This window comes from Pseudomonas sp. GW821-FHT09C09 (assembly GCF_059418105.1).
This window is the reverse complement of record NZ_JBWKPF010000006.1, coordinates 218,207-233,682: the sequence shown is the minus strand read 5'-3', so window position 1 is coordinate 233,682 and position 15,476 is coordinate 218,207. Positions and strand designations below refer to the sequence as shown.

Sequence of the window (15,476 nt, the reverse complement as noted above, 5' to 3'; positions counted from 1 at the left end):
CTGGTCTAATTGGAATCTATGCTGCGCCCCGACAAACCTTTTCCCCGGTGTCGATCGTGTGCGAATCCCTCGTACAGCCACGACACCCGACCCACCCAAGGTGCTCTATGAAAATCTTGATGGTTCTGACTTCCCACGATCAACTCGGCAACACCGGCAAGAAAACCGGTTTCTGGCTCGAAGAGTTCGCCGCGCCCTACTACGCCTTCAAGGACGCCGGCGCCGATATCACGCTGGTCTCGCCCGCCGGCGGCCAACCGCCGCTGGATCCGAAAAGTGACGAACCCGACGCCCAGACCGCCGAAACCGACCGCTTCCGCAAGGATTCGGCGGCGCAACAAGCGCTGGCGAACACCGGGCGCCTGGCCGATGTCAGCGCCGAGGATTTCGATGCCGTGTTTTATCCAGGTGGCCACGGCCCGCTCTGGGACTTGGCCGAGGACAAGCATTCCATCGCCCTGATCGAAGCCTTCGCCCGCAGCAACAAGCCTCATGGTTTCGTCTGCCATGCCCCGGGTGTGCTGCGTCATGTACTCGGCGCCGACGGCAAAGCCTTGGTCAAGGATCGTGATGTCACCGGTTTCACCAACTCTGAAGAAGCGGCGGTCGGTCTGACGGATGTTGTGCCGTTCCTGGTCGAAGACGAGTTCCAGCGCCTCGGCGCCCGTTATTCCAAGGTCGCCGATTGGCAGGTGCACGTGGTGACTGACGGGAAACTCGTCACCGGCCAGAACCCTGCCAGTTCCGCCGCTGTCGCCGAGAAACTGTTGAACCTGCTCGGCTGACATTTACAGCCGTCATCCACCCGAACGCCGTGCGCGTGTTGCACGGCGTCTTTTTTTCGCCCGACCATTAGTCGACTGGTCTAATAAACCCCATTCAAGGCACATCCATGAATCACAGCAGTTTCTTCAAACCCGCCACTTTGGGTCGTCACACCCTGAAAAACCGCATCGTGCTGCCACCCCTCACCCGCCAGCGCAGCACGCAACCGGGCAACATCGCCAACGCATTGATGGCCGAGTATTACCAGCAGCGCGCCGGCGCCGGTCTGCTGGTGACGGAAGGCACGCAGATCGAGCCGCGCGGCCAGGGTTATGCGTGGACGCCGGGCATTCATACCCCTGAGCAGATCGCCGGATGGCGCAAGGTCACCGAGGCCGTCCATGCCCGGGACGGAGTGATCTTCGCTCAGCTCTGGCATGTGGGGCGCGTGTCCCACACAGCTCTGCAACCTGACGGTGCCGCACCGGTTTCGGCCTCTGCGGTGGCCACTGACCGGGTCAGCGTGTTCATCGAAACCGCGCCCGGCGCCGGCGCGTTGGTGCCACCGTCCACCCCTCGCGCACTGACCACCGATGAAGTGCAGGAACTGGTTCAGCTGTACATCCAGGCCGCACGCAATGCCATGGAGGCAGGTTTCGACGGGATCGAACTGCACTGCGCCAACGGCTATCTGGTGAACCAGTTCATCTCGGCCCACAGCAATCTGCGCACCGACCAGTACGGCGGCTCGCTGCACAATCGCCTGCGCTTTCTGCGTGAAGTGGTGGCCGGTGTTGCCGAGTGCATCGGTCGTGAAAAAGTCGGTGTGCGTTTTGCCCCGCTGTTCACCACCACCGACGAGGCGCGCACCTACCTGGGCATGGTCGAGGAAGATCCACACACCACTTACATCGAAGCGATCAAGGTGCTGCAGGACGTGGGCATCGCCTACCTGTCCATCGCCGAAGCCGACTGGGACGATGCCCCGGCGATGCCGCTCACGTTCCGTCAGGCAGTGCGCGACACCTTCAGTGGCGCGATCATTTACGCCGGGCGCTACACCGCAGCATCCGGTGCGCAGTTGCTCGATTCCGGGCTGGCGGATTTCGTGGCTTTCGGTCGCCCGTTCATGGCCAACCCGGACCTGCCGGCGCGCATCGCCAATGACTGGCCGCTCAACGCGCTGAATCCGGCCACGGTCTACGGTGGCAATGCCGAAGGGTATGTGGACTACCCCGAGTACGCGTGATGACTGCCGATTATCGATAAGGCGCAACACCCGCCCCTTCAGCACCGCTCACACGGGCTGTGCTGAAGGGATGCTGTCGCCTGGAGCTTTCCTTGCCATCCGGTTCCGCCCTGTGGTCTTCGCCTGGTACAACGCCTGATCTGCCGTCTCGATCAGCGCTTGCACCACGGCCAGTTGCGGCCCGGCCGCCGCAGTGACGCCGATACTGACCGTCACCTGACCGAACGGGCTCGCCGGGTGAGCAATGTGCTCTTGCGTCAGTCGCTCCAGAATCAGTTGCGCCACGACAGCCGCCCCCTCGCCATCGGTGTCGGGCATGATGATCGCCATCTCTTCCCCGCCATAGCGCGCCACCAGATCCGACGGTCGCCGCACGCAGGCCTCAAGCACCTTCCCCACCCGTTGCAGGCAGGCGTCGCCGGCAACATGTCCCTGGGAATCGTTGAACAGCTTGAAGTAGTCGATATCGATCATCAGCAAGGCCAGCGAAGCCCCGTCCCGTTGCGCCCGGCGCGCTTCCATGGCCAGTGTTTCATCGAAGCAGCGGCGATTGGCGAGACCGGTCAGCGCATCCTTCATCGCCAGCAATTCCAGCTGCCGGTTTGATCCGAGCAACTGCTGTTGAGTGAGCCGCAACTCCCCTTCCACCTGGGTCCGCCGACGTATATCGAGAATGAGAAACCAGCCGATCACGCCAGTGAGCCCCAGCAACGATGCGACGACCACAATCGACAGCAGCGCCTCCAGTCGCCACGCCGCCAATGCCTCGCGCTTGCCGAGCGCGACCGTGGTGATCAGCGGCAGCTTTTCACTCTTGCGAAATGCGTAGAGCCGCTCCACCCCGTCGAGGCTGGACGTGAAGGAAGCGGTGCCCACCGACTGATCCACCAGGTACTTCGCATAAATGGGCGACTTGGAGAAATTGCGCCCCATGTCCTGTTCGCGAAAGGGATAACGCACCAGCAGCGTGCCGTCGGTGTAGGACAGACCGATGGCGCCTTCCTGCCCCACATCGAGCTTGCCGAACAGTCGCAGGAAGTTTTCGACTCCCAGGGTGACCGCCACCACGCCGGCGAACTCTCCGCGCGCGTCATTGAAGCGGCGGCTGACGGTAATCACCCACTCCTGATTCGAGCGGCTACGGATGGGCGGGCCGATGAAGGGCTCGCGGGAAGGATCGTCACGGTGATGGATGAAATAGTCCCGGTCGCTGCTGTTGACCCCGGCCGGAATCGGTCGGTTGGAGGACATCAGCCAGCGGCCGCGATTATCGTAAACGGTGATGCCGCTGAGCTGCGGCATCAGCGGCTGCTGACGGTTGACCAGCGCATTCAACCGTTCGATCTGCGCGGGGCCGCTGCCCTCGGTTTCCAGGCGTTCGACGAGCCCGAGCAAGAGCAGCGAGCTTTGCCGGACGATGCCTTCGGAATAGGTCGCGAGCGCCTGGGTCAGGTTCAACCCATGGACGTTCACCTCGTCCAGCGCACGGTCCCGAGAGCCCAGCACCTTCCAGATGGTCAGCGACGCCAGGGAGCAGCCGATCACCAACAGCAACAGCATCACGAGGTGGGTATCACGCTTCACATCAGTACCTTTTGGAAAGTCCGTTTTCCGTCACGGCCGTTGTCGGACCGGGGCCACAACAGCGACCGTATGTCCCGGGCCGCGCAGGATACAAGCAGTCCATCGAAGGCGCAGCAACGGCGTGTCAGGCCCTCGAAGAACTGTTCGCTGATCGGCCGGTTCGATGAAAAAACCGGACCCCAAAAGACTTTTGCCGCTAGACGATTTTCAGGGCCTTGAGAATGACCAGCGACTGTCCGGCAAACGCCTCGGCCTGTTCGGTCAGTTCGGCAATGTTTTCTTCGGCGGTGGTCAGCGCCTTGCCGTTTTTCAGCAGACCTTCACCCTGACCGCCGATGATGCCCCACGCCAGCAATGCCCACTCGGCCGGACGGGTTTTGCCTTGCTTGATCGAAATCAGGAACAACTGCTGGAAACGACTGACCGTTACGCCGCCACCGGTGACCGGGCTGGCCAGCACCTGGATCTTGTGGTCGAACAACGAGCGTCTGCACAGTTGCAGATTGAGGGTGTTGCAGCGCGCCTGTGCCAGTTTCTCGGCCGCTTCGCTCTGGCATGGCGCCACGGCGCCCATGCCGATCAGAACGTTGATGGCCTGCTCCACATCGCCATAGCCCAATGCAGGCGAGGCTTCCAGCAAGTGACGCAGGGTTTTCGGCACATAGGCCTCATCCGCCAGCGCGTCGAGTACCGGGCCGTAAATATCTGCCTGCAACGTGGCCGAGCCTGCCGGACCGGTGACGCTGCCCGCGACGCTGTCTGCCAATTGCATCAGGACAAAACGGGTACTGAGCATGCGCTCGCGGTGTTCACTGGCGGACAAGCGGTTGGCGCCGCGCACGTAAAGGTCCCGACGGAAGTTCTGATTGACGAAGTAATCGCGCGCCTGCTCACGCATGACCGGATGCTCGATGCCTTCCAGAAAGTCCATGCCTTCGGCGCTGAGATTGAGCGGGTCCACCGTGTCCAGCGGCACGGCGGTGGTGGCGTAGTCGAGTTTGGCAGGAGCCAGGGCATCGACCACGTCGGTGAAGTACATGCAGTTCCAGTCGCGGTTGAAGTATTCATGGGCGACGTACTGACGATTCTGGCCCTTGATGCTCTGGAGTTTGGCGTCCAGCCCCGGCACCGAATTGGCGTAGTTGGGGTTGGCCGCCAGCAGGGCTTCGGAGAATTGCAGCGCGGCGTCGATCCGCTGGTCCGGGCGTGCCGAAGTCTGTGTGGCAAAGCGGTCATGCAGGCTGAACAACTGGCGCAACGGCGCCATGGGCGACCAGCCCGGGAAGCAGTTGTAGCTGATGTACACATGACCGCCCGGCTTCAGATGACGACGGACAAACTCGATGATCAGCTTGTGATTGTCACGGCTGACCCAGGTCCAGATGCCGTGCAGGCTGATACTGTCGAACTGCGGCAGGTCATGGCGGGCCAGCAGTTGCTCGAAGCTGTCGTCATACAGCCGCGCATCGCTGCCCCAATCGTTCGCCAGCCCGATGGCATGGGCGGCCTGGCCCGGATGGAAATCCGTACCGACGTAGGTGCCCGGATTGCCCGCCGCATGGATATTGATCGAAACGCCCTGGCCAAAACCCAGCTCGCAGTGATAGCCGTCAGTGCTCTCCAGCGTGGTGAAACCACGCAGCAACAAACAATAGCGCTGGAAAACCGGATTGATCTCGCGGCTATACCCGTAGGTGTAGCCTTCGTCCGTGAAATAACCTTCGTTCCAGGCATTGCTCATGCGTGACACCCTTTTTATATCGAAAGTGAAAGTCGATCTTATAAGGGGTAGTCGGGACCAATCACAAGCGCAAAAGCGACGTCCCGTAGCCAGCCGTTGTCTATCAGCCAATCACCCGCGCATACACCGCCCGGTCGATGTTGCCCCCGGACAGAATCACCCCCACCCTTTTGCCCTGCATCCTGTCCCGCTCCTGCATCAATGCGGCCAGCGCGGCGGCGCCGGCACCTTCGGCAAGGTTGTGGGTGTCGGTGTAATACACGCGCATGGCTTCGGCGATTTCGTCCTCGCTGACGGACACGATTCGTGCAGCGCCGGCCCCATAGACATCGAACGCCTCGGCAATCGGTTTGCGCACGGCCAGGCCGTCGGCAAAGGTATTGGCGGAGGCGGTCTCGCAGATCGTTTTCGCCTCGAAGGACAGCTTGGCGGCGGCCGCTTCGGTCGAGACCACACCTACGACCTGAGTATCCAGACCCAGCGCATCACGAGCGGCGATCACGCCACAAATGCCCGAGCCACAACCGATCGGCACATAGACGGTGTGCAGATCCGGCGCCGCACTGAACAGCTCCAGCGCATAGGTCGCCACGCCCTTGACCAGTTCGGTGTGGAACGGTGGCACCAGATAGAGTCCGTGTTCCAGCGCCAGACGTGCCGCTTCCTCGCGGGCCTCGTCGAAATCACGCCCGTACTCGACCACTTCGCCGCCAAAACCGCGCATGGCGTTGTTCTTTTCCAGCGAATTGCCCTTCGGCACCACGATCAGCGCCTTCAACCCGACGGCACTGGCTGCCAGCGCCAGGCTCTGCCCGTGATTGCCACGCGTCGCGGAAACAATGCCTTTGACGTTGGGATGTTCGCGCCGCAGCCAGTGCATGAAGGTGATGCCGCCGCGCACCTTGAACGCGCCGGTGGGTGTGTGGTTTTCGTGCTTGACCCACACCGTGCAGCCCAGCCGCTCGGCCAGCAACGGCCAGCGGTATTGGGCGGTGGCCGGCATCACCTGGTAAACCTGACGGGCAGCCTGTTCGATGTCTTCGCGAGTGAGTGAATGCATGAGAATCTCCTTGTGCCTGGCCCCAGTCTAGGCATGGGCACATCACATCGGCTTTCAAAAAACTGACCTGACTTTCGCCTGCACTCTTCACTACTATGGCGCTCATGAGCCATCGAAACCGTCAGCAGCCAGCCGTCGTCCCGGAACCGGTCCGTCGTATCGAGGCCGGCCCGTGGGCGATCGAATTGCTGCCCGGCGCCGCCTACGCTACCCGATATGTGGCGAGCCAGTCGGCAATCGGCTTTGCCTTCGACAGCCAGCGCGGCGTGCACGCCATCGGCAGCGACCGGGTGCGCCCCTTCGATGCCATGCCCAATGGCCTGGCGTTTGTACCTGCCGGCTGTGACGTGATGTCCGAATCGCCCATGGGCGGTGAATACCTGCGGGTGATCCGCACCGACGGCATCGCGTTGTCGGGCGAGCACGCGTTCAACAATCGCATCGATCCACAGGCCATTCACCTCGCCTCGCGAATGCGCCGTGCCTTGTTGAATGCCTCCGTGGACGATGACTGGCAAACCTGGGCGCTCGCCTTGGCCGAACGTACCGAAGGCAAAGATACCTTGTCGCTCCAGGGCTCGATCACCGGTAACCGGATGCGCCTGCTCGACGAATTCATCGACGCCGGTCTCGACGGCCCGCTCGGCCTTCACACCATGGCGCAACTGCTGGAATTGTCCGAAGGCTATTTCACTCGTGCCTTCAAGCTGGCGACCGGCAAAAGCCCCCACAGTTACCTGATCGACCGCCGCCTGGCCCGAGCCCGGGCATTGATGCGTGACTCGAAGGCCAGCCTGGCGGAAATCGCCCTCGCCTGCGGCTTCAATTCCCAGGCGCACATGACCAGTGCGTTCAAGCAGCGACTTGGCGTGAGTCCGGCGCAAATGCGTGCAGGATCGCGTCACAATCCGGCCATTGGCAAAAAACCAAATCAGTGGTGAATTTTTTCGTGTCCACTTGTATCTGATCAGGAAGAAGCCGTGCCATCACAGAGATGGCATCGGCCACGGCAAACCGCTCTGACTCGCGGTTTGCACAAAGACAGATCAGATGCAGAGTGAATCCCATGGAATCAAAGGAAAGCGTCAGCCCGATCGGACTGAAAGACATCACCATTGTCGACGATGCCAAGATGCGCAAAGCCATTACCGCCGCCGCGCTGGGCAACGCGATGGAGTGGTTCGACTTCGGCGTCTACGGCTTCGTCGCCTATGTGCTGGGCAAGGTCTTCTTCCCCGGCGCCGATCCCGGCGTACAGATGATCGCGGCACTGGCGACCTTCTCGGTGCCGTTCCTGATCCGGCCGCTGGGCGGGCTGTTCTTCGGTGCGCTGGGTGACAAGTACGGACGGCAGAAAGTCCTCGCGGCAACCATCGTGATCATGTCGCTCAGCACCTTTGCCATCGGGTTGATCCCCTCCTATGCCTCGATCGGCATCTGGGCGCCGATCCTCCTGCTGCTGGCGAAAATGGCCCAGGGTTTTTCGGTCGGGGGCGAATACACCGGTGCTTCGATCTTCGTCGCTGAGTACGCGCCGGATCGCAAACGCGGGTTCCTCGGCAGTTGGCTGGACTTCGGTTCCATCGCCGGTTTCGTTCTCGGCGCCGGCGTGGTGGTACTGATTTCCGCGATCATCGGCGAAGAAAAATTCCAGGAATGGGGCTGGCGCCTGCCGTTCTTCCTCGCCCTGCCGCTGGGCATGATCGGGCTCTACCTGCGCCATGCGCTCGAAGAGACGCCGGCGTTCCAGCAGCATGTCGAAAAGCTTGAACAAGGTGACCGCGAAGGTCTGGCCGGCGGCCCGAAAGTGTCGTTCAAGGAGGTCGCGACCAAACACTGGCGCAGCCTGATGACCTGCATCGGCGTGGTGGCGGCGACCAACGTCACCTATTACATGCTGCTCACCTACATGCCGAGCTACCTGTCGCACAACCTGCACTACAGCGAAAATCGCGGGGTGCTGATCATCATCGCAATCATGGTCGGCATGTTGTTCGTGCAGCCTGCCATCGGTTTCATCAGCGACAAGATCGGCCGTCGTCCCTTCATCATCTTCGGCAGCATCGGTCTGTTCATCCTCGCCATTCCAGCGTTCATGCTGATCAACAGCGGCAAGATCGGCCTGATCTTTTCCGGCCTGCTGATACTGGCCGTGGTGCTCAATTTCTTCATTGGGGTCATGGCCTCTACGCTGCCGGCGATGTTTCCGACCCACATCCGCTACAGCGCGCTGGCCAGTGCCTTCAATGTCTCGGTGCTGATCGCTGGTGTGACGCCGACCGTCGTCGCCTGGCTGGTGGAAAGCACCCAGAACCTGTACATGCCGGCCTATTACCTGATGGTGACTGCCGTCATCGGGCTGATCACCGGTGTGACCATGAAGGAAACCGCCAACAAACCGCTGCGCGGCGCAGCCCCTGCGGCGTCCGATATCGAGGAAGCCAAGGAGCTGCTGCAGGAGCATCACGACAACATCGAACAGAAGATCGAAGACATCGACGCCGAAATCGCCGAGCTGGAAGCCAAACGCGAGCACCTCGTGCAGCAGCACCCGCGAATTGAATAACGATATAAAGAGTTGATGGGACAACAGGGTGGAATTCAAACGCCCTTCTGTGGTGTTCTGTCCGTCAGGAGCCGGTGGTTTTTTCCGTCGGCTCACACCTGTTCAGCAGCTGACGATGAGGTTCGTTTCATGAGCAAAACGCCTTACGTACCACCCAAGGTCTGGAAACACAGCGCTCCGTCCGGCGGCCAGTTCGCCAACATCAACCGCCCGATTGCCGGGCCGACCCATGACAAAACCCTGCCCGTCGGCAAGCATCCGTTGCAGCTGTATTCGCTGGCCACGCCCAACGGCGTCAAGGTCACGATCCTGCTCGAAGAGTTGCTGGCGCTCGGGCACACCGGGGCCGAATACGATGCCTGGCTGATCCGCATCGGTGAAGGCGATCAGTTCTCCAGCGGCTTTGTCGAGATCAACCCGAACTCCAAGATCCCGGCGCTGCTGGATCGTGGCGTGGAGCCGGCGATCCGGGTGTTCGAATCCGGCTCGATCCTGCTTTACCTCGCCGAAAAATTCGGCGCCTTCCTGCCCACCGACCTCGCCGGCCGCACCGAAACCCTGAACTGGCTGTTCTGGCAAATGGGTTCGGCGCCCTACCTGGGCGGCGGTTTCGGGCATTTTTATGCCTATGCGCCGGAGAAACTCGAATACCCGATCGACCGTTTCACCATGGAGGCCAAGCGTCAGCTGGATGTGCTCGACCGGCGTCTTGCCGAGAGTCCTTACCTTGCCGGCGACCGCTACACCATCGCCGACATCGCGGTCTGGCCGTGGTACGGGCAACTGGTGCGCAACAACGTGTACGGCGCGGCCGAATTTCTTTCGGCGCACGAATACACCCATGTGCAACGCTGGGCCGAGGACATCGCCAAACGGCCGGCGGTCATTCGTGGGCAGCGCGTCAACCGGACCTGGGGCGATGAGGCGAGCCAGGTGCCGGAGCGACATGAGGCTGCTGATCTGGACTGATCGCTCGCACCCGATAACAAAAACCAAGGGGCGCCCGCATGAACATTCTTTACGACGAACAGGTCGACGGCGCACTGCCGGAGGTCGATAAAGCCGCGCTGTTGCAGGCGCTGCAAACCCGGTGGCCGGCACTGGAAATCCTGCATCAGCGCGAGGATCTCGCCCCGTACGAATGCGACGGTTTGTCGGCCTATCGCACCACGCCACTGCTGGTGGTTTTGCCTCGGCATCTGGATGAAGTGCAGGGCATCTTGCGCACCTGTCATGAGATGAACGTGCCGGTGGTGGCCCGGGGTGCCGGCACCGGGTTGTCCGGCGGCGCGTTGCCTCTGGAGAAAGGCGTGCTGCTGGTCATGGCGCGCTTCAACAACATTCTGCACATCGACCCGGCTGCCCGCACCGCGCGGGTTCAGCCCGGTGTGCGCAATCTGGCGATATCCCAGACTGCCGCTCCGTTCGGCCTGTATTACGCGCCGGATCCGTCCTCGCAGATCGCCTGTTCCATCGGCGGCAATGTCGCGGAAAACGCCGGCGGCGTGCATTGCCTCAAGTACGGCCTGACCGTGCACAACCTGCTCAAGGTCGAGATCCTGACGGTCGAGGGCGAACACCTCACGCTCGGCTCCGATGCGCTCGATTCTCCCGGTTTCGATCTGCTGGCGCTGTTCACTGGCTCCGAGGGTCTGCTGGGCGTGATCACCGAAGTCACGGTCAAACTGCTGCCCAAGCCGCAGACCGCCAAAGTCCTGCTGGCCGCTTTCGATTCCGTGGAAAACGCCGGCCGCGCCGTGGCTGACATCATCGCCGCCGGCATCATTCCCGGGGGTCTGGAAATGATGGACAACCTGGCCATCCGCGCCGCCGAGGACTTCATCCACGCCGGTTACCCGGTGGACGCCGAAGCGATTTTGCTGTGCGAACTCGATGGCGTCGAAGCCGACGTTCACGATGACTGCATTCGCGTGCGCCAGGTGCTGGAAAACGCCGGCGCCAGCGAAGTGCGCCAGGCCAGGGACGAAGCCGAGCGCGTGCGCTTCTGGGCCGGTCGCAAGAATGCCTTTCCGGCCGTGGGCCGCTTGTCGCCGGACTATTACTGCATGGACGGCACCATCCCGCGCCGCGAACTGCCCGGTGTGCTGCAAGCCATTGCACAGTTGTCTGCCGAATACGGCCTGCGCGTGGCGAACGTGTTCCATGCCGGCGACGGCAACATGCACCCGTTGATTCTGTTCGACGCCAATCAACCCGGCGAGCTGGAACGCGCCGAAACCCTGGGAGGCAAAATCCTCGAATTGTGCGTGAAGGTCGGCGGCAGCATCACCGGCGAGCACGGCGTGGGGCGGGAGAAAATCAACCAGATGTGCGCGCAGTTCAACAACGATGAGCTGACCCTGTTTCACGCCGTCAAAGCGGCGTTCGACCCCGGCGGTCTGCTCAACCCGGGCAAGAACATCCCGACCCTGCACCGCTGCGCCGAATTCGGCGCCATGCATGTTCACGCCGGGCAATTGCCCTTCCCCGAGCTGGAGCGCTTCTGATGGTCCGAGAAAAGGATGTCGACGACGGCGCCGCGCTGCTCGATCAGGTCAATCAGGCGTTGCAGGACGCCACGCCCCTGCGGATTCAGGGCGCCAACAGCAAAGCGTTTCTGGGGCGCATCGTTGCCGGAGAAATCCTCGACACTCGCACCCATCGCGGCATCGTCAGCTACGATCCGACAGAACTGGTGATCACCGCACGTTGCGGTACACCGCTGAGCGAACTGCTTGCCGTGCTGGATGCTTCACAACAGATGTTGCCGTGCGAACCACCGGCCTTCGCCGACGATGCAACGGTGGGCGGGATGATCGCCAGCGGACTGTCTGGCCCGCGGCGGCCGTGGTCGGGGTCGGTGCGGGATGTCGTGCTGGGTACACGGATCATCACCGGCCATGGCAAGCACCTGCGCTTTGGCGGTGAAGTCATGAAAAACGTCGCCGGTTATGACCTGTCGCGGCTGATGGCCGGCAGTTACGGCTCGCTGGGAGTGATTACCGAAGTCTCGCTTAAAGTCCTGCCCAAGCCGCGTGAGTGCCTCAGCATCAGCCTGGAAATGGACAGCGAGCGTGCCTTGCAGCGCCTGGCGGAATGGGGCCAACAACCGTTGCCGATCAGCGCCGCCTGCCACGATGGCCAGCGCCTGCACTTGCGTCTGGAAGGTGGCGAAGGCTCGGTGGCGGCGGCCCGTGATCGGCTCGGTGGCGAACGACTCGATGGTGCTTACTGGGCAAATCTGAATGAACAGCGCCTGGATTTTTTTGATGAGGACCAGCCCCTGTGGCGCCTGTCGGTGCCGAACAACACCCCGCCGCTGACCTTGGCCGGCGCACAAATGCTCGACTGGGGCGGCGCACAGCGTTGGCTCAAGTCAGGCGCGGAAGCGGCATTGATTCGGCAGGTGGTTTCGGCTGTTGGCGGGCATGCTACCTGCTACAGCCATGGTTTGATCGACACGCCGTTTCACCCGCTGCCACCCGCCCTCCTGCACTATCACCGTCGACTCAAGCAGCAACTCGACCCTCAGGGCATCTTCAATCCTGGTCGCCTGTACGCGGAGCTTTGAGCCATGCAAACCACTCTCAGCGAAAAGGCCCGACAACTGCCCCGCGCCGAAGAAGCCGAAAGCATCCTGCGCACCTGCGTGCACTGCGGTTTCTGCAACGCGACCTGCCCGACCTATCAGTTGCTCGGCGACGAACTCGACGGCCCACGGGGTCGCATCTACCTGATCAAACAGGTGCTGGAGGGCAACGAAGTCACCCGCAAGACCCAACTGCACCTGGATCGTTGCCTGTCCTGCCGCAATTGCGAAACCACCTGCCCGTCGGGGGTGGACTATCACAACCTGCTCGATATCGGCCGCGCCGTGGTGGATGCCGCTGTGCCGCGGCCCATCGGCCAACGCTTGTTGCGCGGAGGTTTGCGCGCAGTGGCGCCCGATGCTTCTTTGTTCAAGGGACTGCTCGGTGCTGGCCGGATCTTCCGTGCGCTGCTGCCCGAGACTCTGCAAACCAAACTGCCGCGCAGTACTTCTGCAACCGAGCGCCGCCCGGTAACCCGGCATGCCCGCCAGGTGTTGATGCTTGAAGGCTGCGTGCAACCGGGTCTGTCGCCCAACACCAACACGGCGGCGGCACGGGTGCTGGATCGACTGGGGATCGGCATTACTCCGGCGCTGAATGCCGGCTGCTGCGGCGCCGTGGACTATCACCTCGACGCCCAGGCCAAAGGACTTGAGCGGGCCCGCAAGAATATCGACGCCTGGTGGCCGGCCATCGAGCAAGGCGCCGAAGCGATCGTGCAGACCGCCAGCGGCTGCGGTGCGTTCATCAAGGATTATGGGCACCTTCTCTGCACCGACCCGGCCTATGCCGAGAAGGCGAAAACCGTGAGTGCGCTGGCAAAGGATCTGGTGGAAGTGTTGCGTGAGGAACCGCTCGAATCCCTTGGTATTCATGCCGATCAACGCCTGGCTTTCCACTGCCCCTGCACCTTGCAACACGCACAGAAACTCGGCGGCGCGGTGGAGTCGGTGCTGACCCGGCTGGGCTTCAGCCTCACGACTGTGCCGGACGCCCATCTGTGCTGTGGCTCGGCGGGCACCTATTCGATAACCCAGCCGGCATTGGCCCGGCAACTGCGCGACCAAAAGCTCAATGCACTGGAAAGCGGTCATCCGGATGTCATCGCTACCGCCAATATCGGCTGCCAGGCCCATCTCGACGGCGCGGGACGCACGCCGGTCAGGCACTGGATCGAGCTGATGGATGCCGCGATGCCCTTGGTGAGAGACGCGTAGGATTGCTGGCGGTGGTCAAACGAAGGGCCAAAAAAAACCGCCTTTGCGGGGCGGTTTTTTCGGCAAGCCTCAGTTTGCGGCTGGGGTCTGCTGTCTCACGGACAACTCTGACGTGCGGGAATACTATTAATCTTTGGTTTTCGTTGCAACGTTATTTTGCGTGCGCTGAATGGCGTTATTCGAAAGATCCGTATTCCTGGCGAGCCTTGACCACATCAAACCATACTGACAGAAATAACGAATTACAAAACATACCAAAGCTTTCCCCCAGCATTCTCAAAATCCCGCCTCAGGACAGGTTAATATGCCGACGCTCACTCGCCAGTGCTTCCATGAGGTTTGGCTGGAACCATAACGGTTTCATGCCCTTCGACACGGTTTGCACCCGTGCCGGAATGATGGCTCGGAGGGATCACAACCGGCCGCCTCATGGGCAACTCTGACGAGCATGTCCAAAGGCACACATGATCCGGTAAGTGCGCTGGAGGATTGGCCCCCGACATGGAGGCCAAAACGTATGAAGCTTTTGCTGCGTACGCTGAGCCTCGTATGGAGATCGTTTCAAGCGTTTCGCTTTTACGAGTTCCTGCGAGACCACTTTGACAACCTGAAGTAACGGTTGTCGATGCGGGAAAAAGCCCGTTTTGGCTTCGGCTGAACGGGCTTTTTTTGTTCTTAAAAACTGTCACTTGTAGGATTTTTTATAAAATTGATCCTGTTCAGCTGTAAGGCATTTCTCTGACATCTGTCATCCCGACATCCTCCTCACCGTCAGTTATGAGCTAATAGCACCTTCATTAAACCGTCGCTGAAACGTTGTACTAGGATAGGATCCAATTTCCTGATTCGCTGTCGCCGGGCATGGAGCTGTTTTCCGGTGGTTCAGGAACACGAGTACCACACTGCAACTCATGGATGAACGACATGAACTCACAGCTGTTTCCTCACATTGGCAAGGTCATCGCCAGCACTGGCAGCCGACATTTCCCACGGATGCTGCACGACCTGATCCTGACCCAACTGGCCGTGGACGCCACGCATATCCGGCAGATGCGCGTGGAACCGGTCGGACGCACGCAACCGCGCGGCGAACCCGAATGCATCAAGGAAGCGCCACTGCCGGCTGAAACGGTGTATTCCGAACTGAGCACCCTGCCGAGTGCCAATGATTTGCCCGCTCCCGAGCCCTCGACGGTCACCGACGCCTCGCAATTGCACCTGACCCGGCGCAAGGACGGTTATCGCTATGTGATCTCGGTCTACCGTTGCGGCCCGGCAAAACGCTTCTCCGCTCACGAGCGCAGCTTGTTGCAGGACATTTCCCCAGTGCTGCTGCCGATGGTGGAAAAACACATCAACGCCCTGCAACCGTCAAACACTGACGCCCTGGGACAATCCCAGGAGCAATCGGATTCCACCCTGCTGGGCCTGGAAACCCTGCGCCTGCGCTTTTGCGAACGAGTGGAGCAACTGGGGCTGAGCCTGTCGAACCGCGAAATGGAAGTGTGTGTCGGTCTGCTGGCCGGACGCACCGCGCCTGAACTGGCCGAACAGTTGCAACTGAAGGTCAATACCGTGGAAAGCTACCTCAAACGCGCAGCCATCAAACTGGGTATCAGCGGACGTCACTCGCTGATGCGCTGGATGTATTCGCCGAAGGACTGCCCGGCAGCCTGCGGCCCTTCGAACGCCGCCTGAAGGCTC

Annotated in this window: 12 protein-coding genes; 9 read left to right on the top strand and 3 right to left on the bottom strand. The window is 61.4% G+C overall.

The features are described from left to right. Positions 1 to 107: 107 nt before the first annotated feature. Together AC07NR_RS20585 and AC07NR_RS20580 are read left to right on the top strand one after the other, a co-directional pair. Positions 108 to 785 carry a type 1 glutamine amidotransferase domain-containing protein gene (locus AC07NR_RS20585; RefSeq protein ID WP_192553318.1) on the top strand — a complete coding sequence of 226 codons (678 nt, stop codon included), beginning with the start codon at positions 108 to 110 and terminating at the stop codon, positions 783 to 785. A gap of 107 nt (positions 786 to 892) precedes the next feature. Then, positions 893 to 2,014 (top strand): alkene reductase, encoded by a 1,122-nt coding sequence (locus AC07NR_RS20580; protein WP_495079308.1) that lies wholly within the window; start codon positions 893 to 895, stop codon positions 2,012 to 2,014. Between the two features lie 48 nt (positions 2,015 to 2,062). On the opposite strand, the gene AC07NR_RS20575 is transcribed toward AC07NR_RS20580, so the two are convergent. The 3 genes from AC07NR_RS20575 to AC07NR_RS20565 form a co-directional block, all read right to left on the bottom strand. Continuing rightward, complete coding sequence (locus AC07NR_RS20575) at positions 2,063 to 3,598, bottom strand: sensor domain-containing diguanylate cyclase (protein ID WP_495079307.1); 1,536 nt, start codon at positions 3,596 to 3,598, stop codon at positions 2,063 to 2,065. Positions 3,599 to 3,794: 196 nt separating this feature from the next. Beyond that, the gene (locus AC07NR_RS20570; RefSeq protein ID WP_495079306.1) at positions 3,795 to 5,339 is read right to left on the bottom strand and encodes a methyltransferase regulatory domain-containing protein; all 1,545 of its coding nucleotides are present in this window, start codon (positions 5,337 to 5,339) and stop codon (positions 3,795 to 3,797) included. Positions 5,340 to 5,442: 103 nt separating this feature from the next. Continuing rightward, positions 5,443 to 6,399 carry a threonine dehydratase gene (locus AC07NR_RS20565; protein WP_248739008.1) on the bottom strand — a complete coding sequence of 319 codons (957 nt, stop codon included), beginning with the start codon at positions 6,397 to 6,399 and terminating at the stop codon, positions 5,443 to 5,445. Positions 6,400 to 6,494: 95 nt separating this feature from the next. Between AC07NR_RS20565 and AC07NR_RS20560 the strand changes: the two genes are divergently transcribed. The 7 genes from AC07NR_RS20560 (at position 6,495) to AC07NR_RS20530 (ending at position 15,470) form a co-directional block, all read left to right on the top strand. Continuing rightward, a complete protein-coding gene (locus tag AC07NR_RS20560) occupies positions 6,495 to 7,340 on the top strand; it encodes a helix-turn-helix transcriptional regulator (RefSeq protein WP_248739007.1) in 846 nt (281 codons plus the stop codon). A 125-nt stretch (positions 7,341 to 7,465) separates the two neighbouring features. Continuing rightward, positions 7,466 to 8,965: a glycine betaine/L-proline transporter ProP gene (proP, locus tag AC07NR_RS20555; RefSeq protein ID WP_114882313.1), complete on the top strand. Its 1,500-nt coding sequence runs from the start codon at positions 7,466 to 7,468 to the stop codon at positions 8,963 to 8,965. Between the two features lie 129 nt (positions 8,966 to 9,094). Continuing rightward, positions 9,095 to 9,934 carry a glutathione-dependent disulfide-bond oxidoreductase gene (yghU, locus tag AC07NR_RS20550; protein ID WP_248743505.1) on the top strand — a complete coding sequence of 280 codons (840 nt, stop codon included), beginning with the start codon at positions 9,095 to 9,097 and terminating at the stop codon, positions 9,932 to 9,934. A gap of 38 nt (positions 9,935 to 9,972) precedes the next feature. After that, entirely contained in the window at positions 9,973 to 11,472 is a 1,500-nt protein-coding gene (gene glcD, locus AC07NR_RS20545) for a glycolate oxidase subunit GlcD (protein ID WP_495079305.1), read from the top strand. Beyond that, complete coding sequence (gene glcE, locus AC07NR_RS20540; RefSeq protein ID WP_495079304.1) at positions 11,472 to 12,536, top strand: glycolate oxidase subunit GlcE; 1,065 nt, start codon at positions 11,472 to 11,474, stop codon at positions 12,534 to 12,536. The genes glcD and glcE overlap by 1 nt, the downstream gene beginning before the upstream one ends. A 3-nt stretch (positions 12,537 to 12,539) precedes the next feature. Next, positions 12,540 to 13,772 carry a glycolate oxidase subunit GlcF gene (gene glcF, locus AC07NR_RS20535; protein ID WP_305836207.1) on the top strand — a complete coding sequence of 411 codons (1,233 nt, stop codon included), beginning with the start codon at positions 12,540 to 12,542 and terminating at the stop codon, positions 13,770 to 13,772. 924 nt (positions 13,773 to 14,696) lie between these two features. Then, positions 14,697 to 15,470 carry a helix-turn-helix transcriptional regulator gene (locus AC07NR_RS20530; protein WP_495079303.1) on the top strand — a complete coding sequence of 258 codons (774 nt, stop codon included), beginning with the start codon at positions 14,697 to 14,699 and terminating at the stop codon, positions 15,468 to 15,470. Positions 15,471 to 15,476: the final 6 nt, after the last annotated feature.